Source organism: Vandammella animalimorsus, assembly GCF_002288875.1.
GTDB classification, from domain to species: domain Bacteria; phylum Pseudomonadota; class Gammaproteobacteria; order Burkholderiales; family Burkholderiaceae_C; genus Lampropedia; species Lampropedia animalimorsus.
Genome location: NZ_NTBH01000007.1, coordinates 100,385 through 116,163, shown reverse-complemented (window position 1 = coordinate 116,163; position 15,779 = coordinate 100,385). Strand labels below are relative to the sequence as shown.

The window sequence follows — 15,779 nt, the reverse complement described above, 5'->3', positions numbered from 1 at the left end:
GCTCAGCCTGTCAGGCGCAGGCCGCGGCGGCGGAGCGGCATTGCGCAAACTGCAGCTGCAGCTGCTGCAGCGAATCGGCCTCGGCACGGGCGTAGAGCTCGATCTCGTCGAGCACCGGCGCCTGCAGCGCCTGCTCGAACGCGGCCTGGGCGGCGTTGGCGGCATAGCTTTTTTGCTCGGCGCCGCCCAGATTGGATTGGAAGATGCCCGCCGCGCTGACGGGCAGGAAGTCTTCATACGTGATGGGGCTGGCCTGCACCGCGCCGCAGGCGATGGCCTGCTCCAGATCCAGTGGCGCATCGTTGGCCTGGGCCAGGCGCTGCAGCTGGGCGGCATCCAGCACGCGGTAGCGGAAAAACGCCAGCCCCTGCTGGCGCAGCTGCTGCAGATCGTCGGGGAACTGGGCGAACACGGCCTGCAGACGCTGGGCATAGCCGGCGTCGGAGCTGCCGACGTTGCCGATCTCGCGCACGCGCGCCAGCAGCGCGTCGTAGAGCTGGCGGCCCTTGCGCGTGAGCGCTGCGCCGCGCTGCTCGATCTCGCCAAAGCGCGCCGTGTGCGTGCCGGCGCTGGCCGTGGCATCGGCGCCCACGAAACGGATGGGCTCCTGCAGCGCCTTGAAGCTGGTCTGGCGCAGCAAGATCGGGTGTTGGCGCGCAGGCGGGCCCTCGACCACATCCTTGGCAGCCATGCCGCGCTCTGGCATGGCGCGCTGCACGGCATCGATGTCCAGCGTGCGCGGCGTGAGGTGGTTGATGTGCGGGCCCTTGAAGCACACCACATCGGCAATCAGGCGGTGCGCATCGTGCAGGCGCTGGTAAGTGGCCGCATCCACCGTGGCCTCGCTGTGCCAGCGGAAGGTGTGCAGCACCTCGGCGACGAACTCGTCGGCCTGCGCCTGGTCCAGGCCGCCGTTGCGCTCGGCCAGCTCCAGCAGCTCGATGGCGCGCGGCGTGAAGATGCGCCGCTGCGCCAGGATCTGCGCGGCCTGCTCGCGCAGCGCAGCATCCTCGATCAGCTCCAGGCGCAGCAGCGAAGTGAAGATGCGAAACGGGTTCTTGCGCAGCGCCTCGTCACTGATGGGGCGAAAGGCCGTGGAATGCACGGGAACGCCAGCGACCGACAAATCGTAGTAACCCACCGGGTGCATGCCCATGACGGCAAAGATGCGCCGCGCCATGGCCAGCTCCTGCGCCGTACCCAGGCGGATGGCGCCGTGGCGCTCCAGATTCAGGCGCCCGAGCTCCTGCTGCGCGGCCAGTGAAGCTTGTTCCTCGGGATTCTTATCCAGGTATTGCGCATTGACCTGGGCCACCAGCTCCAGCAAAGCGCCGTACTGCGGCACCTCATCGCGGTACATGGCCGACATGGCGCTGGAAAAGCGCGTGCGGATTTCATCGGGGCTCAGATGCGCCGCGCCGGGCGTGGTGTTGTGGGCGGATTCGGAAGTGGCAATGGATGCGTTAGATGTCATGGCAGGGGACACATCGTCAACCGCCGGGCGCAAAGCCCTGCGCCCAGGCGGCAGTGATCAGCAGATGGGGAAAACAAAAGCAAAACGCAATGCCAGCGGGCAAGGCACTGAGCCCAACCCGCGCAGCAAAGGGTGTGGATTCTCTGCTGCGGCCCAGACCTCGTCAATCAAGCGCGCAACTGCAGCGACAGGGCCTGACTGCAATTGTTCAGCGCTGACGCTTGAGGTGGCGGTACAAGGTGTTGCGGCTGATGCCCAGGTTGCGTGCGGCTTGGGAGATGTTGCCGCCGGCTTCGGCCACGGAGCGTTGCAGGGCCAGCAGAGTGTGCTGTGCCAGCGGCATGGTGCCGGTGGCGGGCTGCTCTGGCATGGGCTGGGCGGATGCGGGCAGGCCGTTTGGCTGTGGCGCGGGTGGGGTGTGTGGCGCTGGCGGGCGTTGCAGCTCTTGCTGCAGGTCGCCGGGCAGGTGCTGCCAGTCGATGTGCGGGCTGCCTGCGGCCAGCACAGCGGCGGTGCGCAGTGCGCTGTCGAGCTGGCGCAGGTTGCCCGGCCAGGGGTAGTGGCGCAGGGCGTGAGCGAGTTCATCGCCCAGTGTGGGGCAGGTGGTGCGGCCTTGTTCGCGGGCGTGTTGCTGCAGCAGGCGCTGGGCCAGGGCATGCCAGTCGCTGCGCTGGCGCAGCGGCGGCAGGTGCAGGGTCAGGCCGTTGATGCGCCAGTACAGATCGGCGCGCAGGCGCCCGGCGGCCACTTCGGCTTTGAGGTCGCGGTGGCTGGCGCAGATCAGGGCAAAGTCCACGGCCACCGGCTGGCCGCTGCCCAGCGGCGTGACCTGGCGCTCTTGCAGCACGCGCAGCAGCCGCGCCTGCAGCGTCAGGGGCATATCGCCGATTTCGTCCAGCAGCAAGGTGCCGCCGTGGGCCTGGCGGATCAGGCCGGGCGCGCCTTCGCGCCGCGCGCCGGTGAAGGCGCCTGGGGCATAGCCGAACAGTTCGGCTTCGATGAGGTTTTCCGGCAGGGCGGCGCAGTTGACGGCCACCAGTGGCTGCGCGGCGCGGCCGCTGGCCTGGTGGATGGCGCGGGCCAGCACTTCCTTGCCAGTGCCCGATTCGCCGTGCAGCAGCAGGGCGATGGGGTGATCGCAGACTTTGGCGGCCTGCTCCAGCAGGTTGCGCCATTGGGCATCGCCGGTGTCCAGCGCTTGCAGTGGGGCGGGCAGGGAGCTGGGCCGGCGGGAGGTGTCGGGCTGGGCGGGCGTGGCGCAGGCCGTGTCCTGGCGGCGCGCAGGGCTGGCCAACCTTGCGCGGGCATGCAGCTGTGCGGGCTGGCCTGGGGCAGCGCGCTGCAGCACCAGTGGCTGCGCCGCATGGGCGCTGCGCAGCAGTTGCTCCAGGTCGGTCTGGAAGAGGCGCTGCAGATGCAGTTGCCCCAGCCGGGCCGCCTGCAGGCCCAGCAGCTGCAAGGCAGCGGCGTTGGCGCCGGCGATCATCCCTTGCTCGGAGATGGCCAGTACGCCTTCGGCGGCGGTGCCCAAGCCTTCGGGCAATGGGTGCAGATGCAGGTGCAGTTGATGACCGTGGCGGGCCTGGAACAGGCGGTTTTCGATCATGTGCGCGGCCGTGCACACCATGCCGAGCACTTGGGGCGAGGCCGGGCGCCGCTCGCCGGAGAAGTCCAGCACGCCCAGTACTTGCCCATCGGGCGCCCGCACGGGCGCGGCTGCGCAGGAGAGAAAGCCGTTGCATTCGAGGAAGTGCTCGGCCCCGTGCACCATGACGGGGGCGGCTTCGGCCAGTGCGGTGCCGATGGCGTTGGTGCCGCGGTGCGCCTCATGCCAGGAGGCGCCGGGCGCCAGCGCCACGCGCTCGGCGCGTTGCAGGAAGTGCAGATCGCCCAGGGCGTGCAGCAGCAGGCCATCGGCATCGGCCAGGATGACCATGCCGCGATGTTCCCGCGTTTGGCCCATGAGGTAGTCCATCACCGGGCGGGCGTGGGTGAGCAGCTCGTGCTGGCGTTCGGTGGCGCGGGCCAGCTCGAAGCGGCTGTGGTGCGGCGCGGGGGTGCTGCGGGCGAAGGCGTCCAGCCCGGCCTGGACGCTGCGCTGCCACGAGCGTGAGACGTAGGCCAGCGCTGGCGGCAGCAGCTCTTCGGCTGGCAGGGCGCCGGTCTGCAGTGCGTGGCGCGCCTGTTGCAGCAGCGCGTCGGCGCCCGCGGGCGCCAGGCGCTGGCGTGCGGAAAAAGGCATTGCTCCCATGTGGTGTCTCCTTGGGAAAGCCTGGCTTTTGGGTGCCAGGTCTGTGTGCTGCATGGCCTGGCAGATGGCACGTCAGGCGTGGAATGTGGGACAGGCCATGGATTGCGCCCCGTCGTTTTGCGGGGCGGCTGGCATCCTAGCACGCAGGCATTTGACCCTGCTGCCACTGCGCAGTTGCGCCGTTTTGGCGCGCCGGGCTGTGCCAAAACGGTACAGAGTTGCTTGTTTGCAACTGGTGGTGCCAGTACCTACAGCAGCATGTCAGTCGGCCGATAGGGCCTTGGCGAGCGGCGTTGGGGCCGCAGGCGGGCCGATGAAGGCGGATGGCCCTGGGATAAACCCGTAGTTTGCGAATATTGGTATGGATATTGCCTTGTGTGCTGTACTGCCCGCGTGGTGCGCCACGCTGGCAGGCTCTTCACCATCCACGCATTTTCAAAAAGAAGGAGACACGCATGGACGCCAAGGAACTCAAGCGCATGGGCATCGACACCGACTTCCCCTATCGCGCCAGCTACGACAACTACATCGGTGGCAAGTGGGTGCCGCCGGTCAAGGGCGAGTATTTCGAGAACGTCTCGCCCATCACCGGCCAGCCGTTTTGCAAGGTGGCGCGCTCGGGCGCGGAGGACATCGAGCTGGCGCTGGATGCGGCGCACGCGGCCTTCCCGAAGTGGGCCGCGACTTCGCCGCAGGAGCGCGCCAACACCTTGCTGCGCATCGCCGACCGCATGGAGCAGAACCTCAAGCGCCTGGCCGTGGCCGAGACCATCGACAACGGCAAGCCGCTGCGCGAGACCATGGCCGCCGACGTGCCGCTGGCGATCGACCACTTCCGCTACTTCGCCGGCTGCCTGCGCGCGCAGGAGGGCGGCATTTCCGAGATCGACCACGACACCGTGGCCTACCACTTCAACGAGCCGGTGGGCGTGGTCGGGCAGATCATTCCGTGGAACTTCCCGCTCTTGATGGCGGCCTGGAAGCTGCCGGTGGCGCTGGCCGCGGGCTGTACCGTGGTGCTCAAGCCTGCCGAGCAGACGCCCGCTTCCATCATGCTGCTGATGGAGCTGATTGGTGACTTGCTGCCGCCGGGCGTGGTCAACGTGGTCAACGGCTTCGGCAAGGAGGCGGGCGAGGCGCTGGCTACATCCAAGCGCATCGCCAAGGTGGCCTTCACCGGCTCCACCCCGGTGGGCAAGCACATTCTCAAGTGCGCGGCGGAAAACCTCATCCCCAGCACCGTGGAGCTGGGCGGCAAAAGCCCCAACATCTTCTTTGCCGACGTGATGGACCACGACGACGCCTTTCTGGACAAGGCGCTGGAAGGGCTGTCGATGTTCGCGCTCAACCAGGGCGAGGTCTGCACCTGCCCCTCGCGCATCCTGGTGCAGGAGTCGATCTACGAGAAGTTCATTGACAAGGCTGTCAAGCGCGTGCAGGCGATGAAGCTGGGCCACCCGCTCGATGCCAACACCATGGTGGGCGCGCAGGCCTCGCAGCAGCAGATGGACAAGATCCTGGGCTACTTCGATGTGGGTCAGAAAGAAGGCGCCAAGGTGCTCACCGGCGGCGCCCGCAGCCGCCCCGGCGAGGGCATCAACGAGGGCTTTTACGTGCAGCCGACCATGCTGTTCGGCCAGAACGACATGCGCGTGTTCCAGGAGGAAATCTTCGGCCCGGTGGCCTCGGTCACCACCTTCAAGGACGAGGAAGAGGCCCTGGCCATTGCCAACGACACCATCTTCGGCCTGGGCGCCGGGGTGTGGACGCGCAGCGGCACCCGCGCCTACCGCATGGGCCGCGGCATCCAGGCCGGGCGGGTGTGGACCAACTGCTACCACCTCTACCCGGCGCACGCGGCCTTTGGCGGCTACAAGCAATCGGGCATCGGGCGAGAGAACCACAAGATGGCGCTCAAGCACTACCAGCAGACCAAGTGCCTGCTGGTGAGCTACAGCGCCAACGCGCTGGGGTTCTTCTGACCGCTGCGGCCCAGGCCGATGGCGCGATGCCCGTCTGCTTCGCGGGCGCGCGCCGCGCGGCGGCCCAGGCGGGCTGGCATGCGCCGAAACGGCGGGCAGCTTGCCCGCCGTTTTTTCTTGGGAGCCTTTTGGAAAGGTATCCGTTATGAGCGAATCCATCCACGATGACGACCCCGGCTTCGGCGTCTTCCACGCGGGCGAGCTGCAAGCCCATCAGCGCTATGGCGCGGCGCGCCTGACGCGCGGGCTGGCCGCCTCGGTGCGCGACCGGCTCAACCCGCGCCTGATCGCGTTTCTCAAGGCCCAGCCCTTTTTCTTCATCGCCACCGCCAATGACCGCGGCGATTGCGATTGCAGCTATCGGGGCCGCCAGCACGCCCCGCCGAACGACCCGGAGCCGCTGCTGGCCGTGCCCGATGAGCGCACCATCGTCTTCCCCGACTACCCCGGCAACAACTTCTTCAACAGCATCGGCAACCTGCTGACCAACCCGCGCATCGGCATGCTGTTCATCGACTTTGCCAGCGCCACGCGCGTGCGCATCAACGGCACGGCGCGCGTGATCGACGAAGTGGGCGACTATTGGCAGGACTGGCCTTCGGCCGCGCGCCTGATCGAGGTGACGGTGCAGCAGGCCTACCCCAACTGCCGCGCGCGCATCCGGCGCCTGGTGCCCGCCCCCGACTGAGGCGGCGCTTTCCAGCACGCGCTCAGCCTTACTGGCTTGCGCGGCGAATGAAATCTTCGTCTTGCGGCGTGCAGGGGTGGCGCGATTCGATCGGGTAGCCCAGGCCCAGGTAAAGCGCCTGGCGTCGCTGGCCGGCTTGCGTCAGCAGGTTCAAGCCCTCGGCCCCTGCGCACATGCGCACGCGGATGTCTGGCGCGGCGCGCAATGCGTAGGCGCCTTGGGCGCGCACGCGCGGCGCTGCCAGCGCCATGCCCAAAAAACTGTCCCCAGCGAGTTCGTCGGGGACGCGCAGACGGTAGTGCGCGGGCGTGCTGCCATCCAGCGCCATGACCACGGGGTGTTCCGGCTTGTCGCCCCCAGCGCTTTGCTCGGATGTGCTCACGGGCTGGAGCGCGTCGGTCGCCAGGCGCCGGCAGCAGCTGGGCTGGCCTGCGCGATCGGGCCATTGCACCCACAGGCGCTCTCCCGCTGCCAGCGGGCGGGACAGGTGCACATGGGTCTGCCCATTGGGCGTGATGAGCACGAAACCCGCAGCGGGCAAGGGGCCTGCCGGCTCGGCGCTTGTGCGCACAGGGGTGGTTTGCGCGCCAGCGCCCATGCCCGCTGCCAGCAGCAGCGCCGCCAACGCCGCGCGGCGACAGCGCTTGAGGAAGTCGACCGGGGCGGGGCAGCTGGGGGCTGCGTTGCCAGTCTGGCGGGTCAGGGTTGTGGGCATGGGCGGGCGCAAAGAAGATGGCGCGAGCCGGCTCAGCGCTGGCGCGACTTCATGGCGCGCTCGACTTCGCGCTTGCCTTCACGCTCCTTGATGGTGTTGCGCTTGTCGTATTCGGCCTTGCCCTTGGCCAGCGCAATTTCGCATTTGACGCGGCCATTTTTCCAGTACAGGTGCAGCGGCACCAGCGTGTAGCCTTTTTGCTCGACCTTGCCCACCAGGCGCTTGATCTCGTCCTTGTGCAGCAGCAGCTTCTTGGTGCGGTCGGGCTCGGGGCGCACGTGGGTCGAGGCCGACTTGAGCGGGTTGATCTGTCCGCCGATGAGGAACAGCTCGCCATCGCGGATAACCACGTAGGCATCGGTGAGTTGGGCCTTGCCGCTGCGCAGTGCCTTGACTTCCCAGCCGTACAGCACCATCCCTGCCTCGTAGCGCTCTTCGATGAAGTAGTTGAAGAAGGCGCGTTTGTTCTCGGCAATGCGGCTGGAGGGGGATTTCTTGTCTTTGCTGGCCATGGACTGGGGTGGGGTGCGAAGGCGCTGCGCGGCGCGACCGCTGGCGTGCGTGGCTTGGGCAGGTAGGGCGGCGCTAGAATCGCCGCTTTGCCCGCGCCGGGCGCAGCGCCGACTGCGAAACCGGCCATTGTATGCAAATGCGGCCTGGCTGCCCCGGCCTGGCCCGCTGGCGAGCGCCCATGAAACACGTCGAGAAATCCGCCCTGGTCTGGTTCAGCCCCGCGCAAATGTTTGCGCTGGTCACCGATGTGGCGAGCTACCCGCAATTTCTGCCCTGGTGCGATCAGGCCCGCGTGTTGGAGCAGGACGAGCACGGCATGCTGGCGGAGGTGGGCATGGCATTTGCGCGGGTGCGCCAGTCGTTTGTCACGCGCAACGAGCATGTGGGGCAGGAGCGGGTGCGCATGCAGTTGGTGCGCGGGCCGTTTTCCACGCTGCAGGGCGAGTGGACTTTCCAGCCCATCGGGGGCCAAAGCGCGGAACAATCCCAGGCTTGCAAGGTTGGCTTGGTGCTGAGTTACGACTTTGACTCTGCCGCCCTGCGCCTGCTGGTCGGGCCGGTGTTCGACAAGATCGCCAATACCTTGGTGCAGGCCTTTGTGCAGCGCGCCGAGCAGCTCTATGGCAAGCCCGCTTAAGGGCGGGCTGCACGAGTGAAGGCCGCGATGAGCGCCCCCTGCCCGCCAGCTGTTGCCAGCGACCCGAGCGAGCCGCCCATGCTGCAGGTGGAGGCCGCGCTGTGCCTGGCACCGCGCTGCATCGAAGAGCGTGTGCTGCAGCTGCCGCAAGGCACGACGCTGGCGCAGGCCGTGGCGCTACTGTTGCAGCAGCGGCCCTGCTCGCTGGACGAGGCGGCTTGGCAAGCGCTGCAGAGCCAGTGGCGCTGGGGCATTTGGGGGCGCCATACGCAGCCCGATGAGGTGCTGCGCGATGGCGACCGCATCGAAGCCTACCGCGAGCTGTTGGTGGATCCGAAGCAGGCGCGGCGTGAGCGCTTTGCTCGCCAGGGTGCGCGGGGTGTGGGTTTGTTTGCCCAGCGTCGCAAAGGATCCAAGCCCGGCTACTGATCCGGTACGGCCATCGGGGCGATGGTTTGTGCCATGATCGCGTTTTGTTGAATTTGCGAACCATTCTCGACATCGAGCCAAAGGAACTGTCCATGCGCTTTGACACCCTCTACCGCGAAAAACGCTGCAGCCCCGAAGACGCCATGCGCGTGGTGAAGAACGGCGACACCATCGTCGTGCCCACTGGCGTGGCCGAACCGCCCAAGCTGCTGCAGGCGCTGTCGGCGCAACGGCGCGAGTTTGAGGGCGTGACAGTCTCGCAAATTCTGCCAGTGCGCAAATATGACTATTTCGATCCCGAGACTGTGCGCCACGTGCGGCACGTGGCCTACTTCTTTGGCGGCGCTTCACGCCCTGGCGGGCAGGAGGGCTGGGTGGATTACCGCCCCTCGTACTTCTCCGAAATGCCGGCGCTGATCGAGCGCGGCCTGATGCCTGCCGACGTGGTGTTCACCCTGGCCTCGCCCATGGACGAACACGGCTGGTTCTCCCTCAGCCTGGGGCCGGACTACACCATGGCCGCCATCAAGAAGGCGCGCGCCTTGGTGCTGGAGGTCAACCCCAACGTGCCCTTTGCCAACGGCAACTGCCACGTGCATATCTCGCAAGTGGCGGCGCTGGTGGAAAGCGAAGACCCGGTGTTCGAGGTGGGCCTGCCCAACATCGGCCCGGTGCAGCAGGCCATTGGCAAATACGTGGCGGAGATGATTCCCGACGGCGCCACGCTGCAAATCGGCTACGGCGCCATTCCTGACGCCGTGGTCATGCAGCTGACCGACAAGAAAGACCTGGGCGTGCACACCGAGATGATCGGCGACGGCATCATGACCCTGGTGGAAGCGGGCGTGGTCAACAACCGCCGCAAGAACTACCTGCCGGGCAAGATGGTGGCCACCTTCGGCCTGGGCAGCAAGAAGCTCTACCAGTTCATGCACCGCAACCCGGCGCTGGAGATGCACCCGGTCGATTTCACCAACGACCCCTACCTGGCGGGCCAGAACGACAACCTGATCGCCATCAACGCCACCATGCAGATCGACTTTCTGGGCCAGTGCGGCTCCGAGTCGCAGGGCATCAAGGTGTACTCGGGCACGGGCGGGCAGGCCGACTTCGTGCGCGCGGCCAACCGCAGCCGCGGCGGCAAGGCCTTCATCGTGATGCCCTCCACCGCCAAGGACGACACCATCTCGCGCATTGCCCCGGTGCTCAGCCCCGGCACGCACGTGACCACCAGCAAGAACGACATCGACTACGTGGTCACCGAATACGGCGTGGCCCAGCTGCGCGGCCGCACGGCGCACGAGCGCGCCAAGTCGCTCATCGCCATCGCCCATCCCAAGTTCCGTGATGAACTGACCGAAGCAGCGCGCAAGATGCGGCTGATGGTTTGAGGATCTCTGCACGCAGGCCCTGCGCAAACCCAAATGGTTTGTCATACAATGCATGACAAACCGTTTTGCCATTGACCAAGGAGTGCGCCATGCGTGTCAATGCCCGTTTTGATGAAGAAGCCGAGCAGCAAGTCGCCTATCTGGTCGAAGTCACCGGCCTGGGCGTGAGCGAGGTGCTGCGCACCAGTGTGCAGCACTACTACGACAGCGTGCGCGCGCAGCGCAGCGGGCTGCGGCATTTGGGCGCGTTCATCGGCCAGGGCGACAGCGGCCGCGCCGACGTGGCTGGCCGCTACAAGGAACGCCTGGCCGAAGGCTGGGCCGGCAAATACGCGCCGCCCGCCGCGGCGCCGGCCTGGCAGGTGGCCGAACCTGCCCAGCCGCCGTACCCGGCGGTGCCAGCCGCAGCGGGTGAGGGCGGGCCAGGGGCAGACAAAAGCGCCGTAAAAAGCGCCGCCCAAGCCACCGTGAAAACCACCCCAAAAGGCCGCGCATGATCATTGCCGACACCGGCTTTTTCTATGCGCTGGTGGACCGGCGCGACGCCTGGCACAGCCGCGCCGTGGCGGCGCTGGGCACGCAGGCCGAGGGCTGGGTGACCACCTGGCCAGTGCTGACCGAGGCCACGCACCTGCTCATGCGCTGGATCGGCCCCGAGGCCGCCCGCGCGCTGCTGGACGAAGTGGCCGACGGCAGCATCGCCACCTGGCACTGGCCCGCCGCCCAGAACGCGCGCCTGTCGCAGCTGATGGCGCGCTACCAGGCCTTGCCTATGGATTTGGCCGATGCCTCGCTGGTGCTGCTGGCCGAGCACCTGGGCCATGGCCGCATCCTCACCACCGACGAGCGCGACTTTGGCGCCTACCGCTTCAAACGCCAGCACCCGTTTGAAAACCTGCTGCTGGAGCGTGCGCATGGCTGAGCTTTTGCACGGTTTTTGATCCGCCGTTCAAACGCCCGACCCACCCATACAAGAGCGAGACAAGGCCCAGGCATGAGTCGACACGGCGCCCAGGATTTGCAAACCTGGCTGGCCCACACACTGGCCAAAACCGTCGATGGCCGCCGGATTTTCGGCGCGGCCTTCTGCCTGGGCCAGCAGGGGCAAATGCATGGCGCAGCGGCAGGTGATTTGGAGCTGGACACGCCGTTTTTCATCGCCAGCGTGACCAAGCTGTTCACCACTGCCCTCGTCATGCAGCTGCGCCGCGCGGGCGCACTGGCGCTGGACGAGCCGGTGGCGCGGCATCTGGCGCGTCAGCTGGACGCGGCCCTGCTGCAAGGCCTGCCCGCAACGCTCACGCCGCGCCAGCTGCTGGCCCACACCGCCGGGCTGCCCGACTACTTCGCAGACGCCGATGCCCACGGACAGCGCTGGCTGCGCCAGCTGCGGCGCGGCCCGGACTTTGGCTGGAGCGCCGCCGAGGCACTGGCGCGCAGCCGCCAGATCGGGCCCGCCCGCCCAGCTGGCGCCACCGGGCGGGCGCGCTATTCCGACAGCCACTACCAGCTGCTGGGCCTGTTGATCGAGCAGCTGATGGGCCAGCCCCTGGCGCGCTGCTATGCGCAGCACATTTGCGCGCCGCTGGGGCTGAGGCGCACCTACCTCTACCAAGACCCTGCCGACCGTACACCACGCGACATCTACGACCACGCCCGGCCACTGCACCGGCCGCTGGCGATGGCCTCCTTCCGCGCCGATGGCGGCATGGTGTCCACCGCGCCCGAGCTGCTGCGCTTCGTGCGGGCCTTCTTCGGTGGCGAGTTGTTTCCCGCCAGCGGCCTGCGCGAGCTGCAAGTGTTTCGCCCGCTGTCAATGTTTTTCCCCATGCAGGCGGGCGTCGGCCTGCAACGGCTGAAGCTGCCCTGGCTGCTCGACCCGCTGCGCCGCGCCCCGCCGCTGCTCGGGCATCTGGGCCTGTCCGGCGCGCTGGCGCTGTACTGCCCGCAGCGCCAAATCGCCATCGCAGGCACTGTCAACCAACTGTCTGCGCCCGGCGCCGCGCTGCGGCTGGCGCTGCGCATTTCTCAGCAGGCCAGCAGGCGCTGTTGATCCAGGCCATCTGGCAGGTGCGCACCTGTGCCTGATGAGGCAGCGTGCTCAATCTTGCCGGCGCCTTTTTTCCCTGCCCGGCGCTCCATCGAGGCCGCTGCTCAGTAGCTGCGTCAATGCGGCATGACTGGAGTCCATCAAAGCGGCTCGGGTCTGACCGATGCGCGCTTGCGTGGCGCAGGACTGCACCAGAGCGACCAGCAGCCAAGCTGTAGCCTCAATGTTGTCGCTGGTGAATTCGCGCTCGGTCTGCGCCTGCAACAGGCGGTCATGAAATTGCCGCTGCATGTTCTGCAATGTGCTTGCCAGCAAGGCGGCCACCTCTGGCATGTGCGCGGCCACGGCAGGAGCCGTGCACAGCAGCAGGCAGCCTGGCGCTGTGCCGCTGTGGTAGGTATCGATCACGCGTTGCAGCAGACCTTGCAGGCAAGTGTTCAGTGGCTGTGGGTGATGCAATGCCTGCTCGGTCATGAACAGCATTTTTTGGACATACCAGTCCAGGGCAAGAAGATACATCGCAGGCTTGTGGCCGAAAGCGCCAAACAGGCTGGGGCGCTGCATGCCCGTGGCGCTTGCGATGTCATCCAGTGATGTGCCGTGGTAGCCGTGTTGCAGGAAGACTCCGGCGATGGCCTGCAACGCAGCTTCTCGGTCATAAGAAGGTGGTCTTCCCCTGCGCAGGATTTTTTTTGTACTGTCTTGCATATAAATGTTGTTTGAATTATTCTGTACTGGTTGGTACAAAATTAAGGTGGGACATGGGAAAGCATCCTGCAATGGGTAGCCTGGCGTGGGCTGAAATGGGCAATGGCAGGCTCAGTGGCGTACAGCCTGTGCGCTTGCTGGCCAATATGGCTTGGCTGCAGATAAGAGAAATTGTGGATGTCGTGCGCTTTGATTGGTTGCGCGGCAGTGTACGCAGTATTGAGCTGCAAACCTTGGCTCCCCCGCAAAGCGCATTGGTGGACGATTGTCTGGCACTGGCTGTGGCAACGCATGAGCCAGCCTTGCTGGCGCACAGTTGGAGAACCTATTACTTCGCTAGGTTGCTGGCCGAGCAGGAAGACACTGCGCACGATGCCTCGTTGCTTTTCGCCGCCGCCATCCTGCACGATTTGGGGCTCACTGATGGCCATGCGCCGCCGCTGGCGCAATGCTGCTTTGCAGCCAGTGGTGCGCAACGCGTGTGTTGCCATTTGCATGAGCGTGGGCATGACCAAGCCATCATTGAGCAGGTGGGCGAGGCGATTGCACTGCACCTGAATGCCTGGGTCAGCCGGCGTCGTCATGGCGCTGTGGCCCACTTGCTGGCCAGGGGCGCGGTGTGCGATCTTTTTGGCTTCTCTCGTCGGCGCCTGGCTTCTGCCGATGTGGCAGCGCTGTTGCGCAAATATCCCCGGCACGGTGTGATGCAGGCCTTGCAATTCGAGACCGCGCAGCATTTACCAGGCTCGCGCGCCGATTGGATGGTCCGCCTGGGCGGTCGCAAGGCGCCACGCGATCCTTTTCAGCAATGGGAAGGTGTTGATGGGCAGTGATGTGATGGCCAGCGCATAGGCATTGGCCGGCTTTGTGTTACCGCAGCGCGTGGCTTGAGTACTGCGGACTTTTCATCATGGGGTCAGCGCCTGGTCGTGCAGGCTGGCAATGGCGTGGCCCAGCACGTACAGCCCATCGCCGCTGCTGCCGGTGATGCGCAGCCGCTCAGTGGTGATGGGGCCATGCGGCATTGGCAGTACGTGGTTGGTCATGACCACGGACGCTGCCGGGGGCACGTGGCCGATGGCCTGCCACTGGCCATCGACCCAGGCGCTGACGTGGTATGCATCGCCCGGGTCGAGCGAGAGCTCCAGCTGATCCAGCGCCATGGGGCGGGGCAGTTCGATCTCCAGCGCGTGCTCGAAGATTTGGTAGTGCTGGGTGTAGAAGGGCTTGCCGAGGTCGAAGCGCGCCTGCAGCGCGCCCAGCGCCACGCGGTGCACGCTGCTGCTGGTGGGAAGCAGGCCCTGGCGGTAGGCGCTGGCGTCGCCCATGTCCAGCCCGAACAGATTGGCCCGCACGATCTGGCGCAGGCGCTGTGGGTCGTTCAGCGGCGCGCGCGTGAGTGTGCGCAGCGTGTCGTAGGCGCTGTGCAGGGCTGGGTCGATGAGCAGGTTCTGATCCTGGCGGATGCTGGCGATGTAGTTGGCCGGCAGCACGCGGTAGAAATGCCCGATGCGCCATGGCGTGCTGGCCTTGGCCGGCAGCCGGGCCAGCAGCGGATCGGCCAGCGCGCAGGTGTCAATCAAGTGCGCGTGCGGGCCTTGGTGGATGGAGGTAAAGCCCAGGCCGCCGCAGATGGCATAGACCTGCCGCTGGCCGCTGGCGCGCCAGGCTGAGGCTTCGGGCGCGCGCAGCTGGTCGCGCAGCCAGCCGGTGTCGCGGTAGTAGTGGCCGCGCTCGTTGGCGATGCCGCTTGGGCCGATCTCAGGCGCGTGGTAGCTGGCGCCGCTCAACACCGTGGGCGTGTGCGGCACGCCCAGGCCCAGGGCCAGCAGCAGGGCAGCGCCTGCAAATGTCCAGGCGAGATGCTGTGGCGTGTCGCCTGCGTGTGCGGTGCTGGCCAGCAGCACGATCAATGCTGCGAAGAAGGGCACGGTCAGAAAGCGCCCGGCCATGAAGTCGCCACCGATCGACACCACGTAGGCCAGGTACAGCGCGATGCCCAAGGCCAGTGCGCGCGCTGGAGCGCCTGTGCGGGCGCGAAGGCCGACAACCAGCCCCAGGGCGATGACCAGCAGCGTCAGCGGATCGGTGCGGGCGCTGTGTGCCAGGTAGCGCAGCCCTTGCGCTACGCGCTCATCCCAGGCAATGCCAGTGCCCAGCTTGGCGTAGGCCGTGTTGGGAAACGGCCAGCCGTAGTAGTACAGGGAGAACGCTGTCCAGGCCAGCACGGGCAATGCGCCCAAGGCCCAGGCGGCCAGCAAGGTCTTGGGTTGTGTGCGCAGCTGCCAGGACAGCCACAGCGCCAGCGGCGCCAGCAGCACGGCCAAGTCCGGGCGGGTCAGATAGGCCAGGCCGCAGGCGATGAAGAAGCCTGCGCATGCGACCAAGGGGGCGGGTCGCAGCGAGCCGCTGCCAACGCCCAAGCGCAGCGCATGGGCAGCGCAGCCATAGGCCAGCAGTACCAGCGCATGCGCCAGCGGGTTTTCCAGCCCAGAGGTCGAGAAATCGATGAAGGCCTGCGACAACAGCACTGCCAGCGTCGCCAGCAGCAGCTGCGGCACACGTGGCGCCAAGGCCCACAACAAGGCCGCCAGCGTAGCCAGCGACACGCCGATGGACAGCGCATGGCTGGCGGCAAACACATCGCCGCGCCACAGCAGGCTCAGCGCGCTCAGGGCCAGAAACCACAGCGGATGCGTATAGGCCTGCACGCGCTCATCCAGGTTGAAGCGCGGCCCCCAGCCATGGATGGTGTTGAGCACGGTGCGCAGCGTGATAGCCGCGTCGTCGGAAATCCAGGCCGTGCGCAGCAGCACCGTGGCAAAGGCCGCCAGGGCCATGGCAATCAACAGGGTGCGCAGCAGCGGGGGGCAAGGGCGGGCGGTTTCGGGCATAGGCGCGCATCATGCCGCAGGATGGGGCTGCCCCAAGCCGCCGGCCA

General features: G+C 66.9%; 15 protein-coding genes. 9 read left to right on the top strand and 6 right to left on the bottom strand.

What is annotated here, in order from left to right; translation table 11 throughout:
- Positions 1 to 10: 10 nt before the first annotated feature.
- Both hglS and CLI93_RS10960 read right to left on the bottom strand, forming a co-directional pair.
- The gene (gene hglS / locus CLI93_RS10965) at positions 11 to 1,474 is read right to left on the bottom strand and encodes a 2-oxoadipate dioxygenase/decarboxylase HglS (RefSeq protein WP_095542598.1); all 1,464 of its coding nucleotides are present in this window, start codon (positions 1,472 to 1,474) and stop codon (positions 11 to 13) included.
- A 208-nt stretch (positions 1,475 to 1,682) separates the two neighbouring features.
- Positions 1,683 to 3,725 (bottom strand): sigma-54-dependent Fis family transcriptional regulator, encoded by a 2,043-nt coding sequence (locus CLI93_RS10960; protein WP_238946630.1) that lies wholly within the window; start codon positions 3,723 to 3,725, stop codon positions 1,683 to 1,685.
- Between the two features lie 455 nt (positions 3,726 to 4,180).
- Between CLI93_RS10960 and exaC the strand changes: the two genes are divergently transcribed.
- Both exaC and CLI93_RS10950 read left to right on the top strand, forming a co-directional pair.
- A complete protein-coding gene (gene exaC, locus CLI93_RS10955; RefSeq protein ID WP_095995886.1) occupies positions 4,181 to 5,707 on the top strand; it encodes an acetaldehyde dehydrogenase ExaC in 1,527 nt (508 codons plus the stop codon).
- A 145-nt stretch (positions 5,708 to 5,852) separates the two neighbouring features.
- Positions 5,853 to 6,395 (top strand): pyridoxamine 5'-phosphate oxidase family protein, encoded by a 543-nt coding sequence (locus CLI93_RS10950; RefSeq protein ID WP_095995885.1) that lies wholly within the window; start codon positions 5,853 to 5,855, stop codon positions 6,393 to 6,395.
- Between the two features lie 28 nt (positions 6,396 to 6,423).
- On the opposite strand, the gene CLI93_RS10945 is transcribed toward CLI93_RS10950, so the two are convergent.
- Positions 6,424 to 7,110 carry a hypothetical protein gene (locus CLI93_RS10945; RefSeq protein ID WP_095542602.1) on the bottom strand — a complete coding sequence of 229 codons (687 nt, stop codon included), beginning with the start codon at positions 7,108 to 7,110 and terminating at the stop codon, positions 6,424 to 6,426.
- 32 nt (positions 7,111 to 7,142) lie between these two features.
- Positions 7,143 to 7,622 carry an SsrA-binding protein SmpB gene (smpB, locus tag CLI93_RS10940; RefSeq protein WP_095542603.1) on the bottom strand — a complete coding sequence of 160 codons (480 nt, stop codon included), beginning with the start codon at positions 7,620 to 7,622 and terminating at the stop codon, positions 7,143 to 7,145.
- Between the two features lie 179 nt (positions 7,623 to 7,801).
- On the opposite strand from smpB, the gene CLI93_RS10935 reads away from it, so the two are divergent.
- The 6 genes from CLI93_RS10935 (at position 7,802) to CLI93_RS10910 (ending at position 12,133) form a co-directional block, all read left to right on the top strand.
- Positions 7,802 to 8,260 (top strand): type II toxin-antitoxin system RatA family toxin, encoded by a 459-nt coding sequence (locus CLI93_RS10935; protein ID WP_095542624.1) that lies wholly within the window; start codon positions 7,802 to 7,804, stop codon positions 8,258 to 8,260.
- Between the two features lie 27 nt (positions 8,261 to 8,287).
- Positions 8,288 to 8,689, top strand: coding sequence for an RnfH family protein (locus tag CLI93_RS10930; RefSeq protein ID WP_238945826.1), 402 nt, complete (start codon positions 8,288 to 8,290; stop codon positions 8,687 to 8,689).
- Positions 8,690 to 8,781: 92 nt separating this feature from the next.
- Positions 8,782 to 10,080, top strand: a complete 1,299-nt coding sequence (locus CLI93_RS10925) for an acetyl-CoA hydrolase/transferase family protein (protein WP_095542625.1) — start codon at positions 8,782 to 8,784, stop codon at positions 10,078 to 10,080.
- Positions 10,081 to 10,169: 89 nt separating this feature from the next.
- Positions 10,170 to 10,577 carry a ribbon-helix-helix domain-containing protein gene (locus tag CLI93_RS10920; protein WP_143326416.1) on the top strand — a complete coding sequence of 136 codons (408 nt, stop codon included), beginning with the start codon at positions 10,170 to 10,172 and terminating at the stop codon, positions 10,575 to 10,577.
- Positions 10,574 to 11,002 carry a type II toxin-antitoxin system VapC family toxin gene (locus tag CLI93_RS10915; RefSeq protein WP_095542606.1) on the top strand — a complete coding sequence of 143 codons (429 nt, stop codon included), beginning with the start codon at positions 10,574 to 10,576 and terminating at the stop codon, positions 11,000 to 11,002. The genes CLI93_RS10920 and CLI93_RS10915 overlap by 4 nt, the downstream gene beginning before the upstream one ends.
- A gap of 72 nt (positions 11,003 to 11,074) precedes the next feature.
- Positions 11,075 to 12,133 (top strand): serine hydrolase domain-containing protein, encoded by a 1,059-nt coding sequence (locus tag CLI93_RS10910; protein WP_095542607.1) that lies wholly within the window; start codon positions 11,075 to 11,077, stop codon positions 12,131 to 12,133.
- Between the two features lie 48 nt (positions 12,134 to 12,181).
- Here the strand turns inward: CLI93_RS10910 and CLI93_RS10905 are convergent, their stop codons facing one another.
- Complete coding sequence (locus tag CLI93_RS10905; RefSeq protein WP_095542608.1) at positions 12,182 to 12,838, bottom strand: TetR/AcrR family transcriptional regulator; 657 nt, start codon at positions 12,836 to 12,838, stop codon at positions 12,182 to 12,184.
- Positions 12,839 to 12,849: 11 nt separating this feature from the next.
- Here CLI93_RS10905 and CLI93_RS10900 point away from each other — a divergent pair, with 11 nt between their 5' ends.
- A complete protein-coding gene (locus CLI93_RS10900) occupies positions 12,850 to 13,671 on the top strand; it encodes an HD domain-containing protein (RefSeq protein ID WP_238945827.1) in 822 nt (273 codons plus the stop codon).
- 75 nt (positions 13,672 to 13,746) lie between these two features.
- Here CLI93_RS10900 and CLI93_RS10895 read toward each other — a convergent pair whose 3' ends face one another.
- Positions 13,747 to 15,732: a hypothetical protein gene (locus CLI93_RS10895; RefSeq protein ID WP_095995884.1), complete on the bottom strand. Its 1,986-nt coding sequence runs from the start codon at positions 15,730 to 15,732 to the stop codon at positions 13,747 to 13,749.
- Positions 15,733 to 15,779 lie beyond the last annotated feature (47 nt).

Coding starts and splice junctions, on each gene's coding strand:
- CLI93_RS10950 (WP_095995885.1), top strand. CDS start 5,853: ATGAGCGAATCCATCCACGATGACGACCCCGGCTTCGGCGTCTTCCAC.
- exaC (WP_095995886.1), top strand. CDS start 4,181: ATGGACGCCAAGGAACTCAAGCGCATGGGCATCGACACCGACTTCCCC.
- CLI93_RS10935 (WP_095542624.1), top strand. CDS start 7,802: ATGAAACACGTCGAGAAATCCGCCCTGGTCTGGTTCAGCCCCGCGCAA.
- CLI93_RS10910 (WP_095542607.1), top strand. CDS start 11,075: ATGAGTCGACACGGCGCCCAGGATTTGCAAACCTGGCTGGCCCACACA.
- CLI93_RS10960 (WP_238946630.1), bottom strand. CDS start 3,725: ATGGGAGCAATGCCTTTTTCCGCACGCCAGCGCCTGGCGCCCGCGGGC.
- CLI93_RS10925 (WP_095542625.1), top strand. CDS start 8,782: ATGCGCTTTGACACCCTCTACCGCGAAAAACGCTGCAGCCCCGAAGAC.
- smpB (WP_095542603.1), bottom strand. CDS start 7,622: ATGGCCAGCAAAGACAAGAAATCCCCCTCCAGCCGCATTGCCGAGAAC.
- CLI93_RS10915 (WP_095542606.1), top strand. CDS start 10,574: ATGATCATTGCCGACACCGGCTTTTTCTATGCGCTGGTGGACCGGCGC.
- CLI93_RS10905 (WP_095542608.1), bottom strand. CDS start 12,838: ATGCAAGACAGTACAAAAAAAATCCTGCGCAGGGGAAGACCACCTTCT.
- CLI93_RS10895 (WP_095995884.1), bottom strand. CDS start 15,732: ATGCCCGAAACCGCCCGCCCTTGCCCCCCGCTGCTGCGCACCCTGTTG.
- CLI93_RS10920 (WP_143326416.1), top strand. CDS start 10,170: ATGCGTGTCAATGCCCGTTTTGATGAAGAAGCCGAGCAGCAAGTCGCC.
- CLI93_RS10945 (WP_095542602.1), bottom strand. CDS start 7,110: ATGCCCACAACCCTGACCCGCCAGACTGGCAACGCAGCCCCCAGCTGC.
- CLI93_RS10930 (WP_238945826.1), top strand. CDS start 8,288: ATGAGCGCCCCCTGCCCGCCAGCTGTTGCCAGCGACCCGAGCGAGCCG.
- hglS (WP_095542598.1), bottom strand. CDS start 1,474: ATGACATCTAACGCATCCATTGCCACTTCCGAATCCGCCCACAACACC.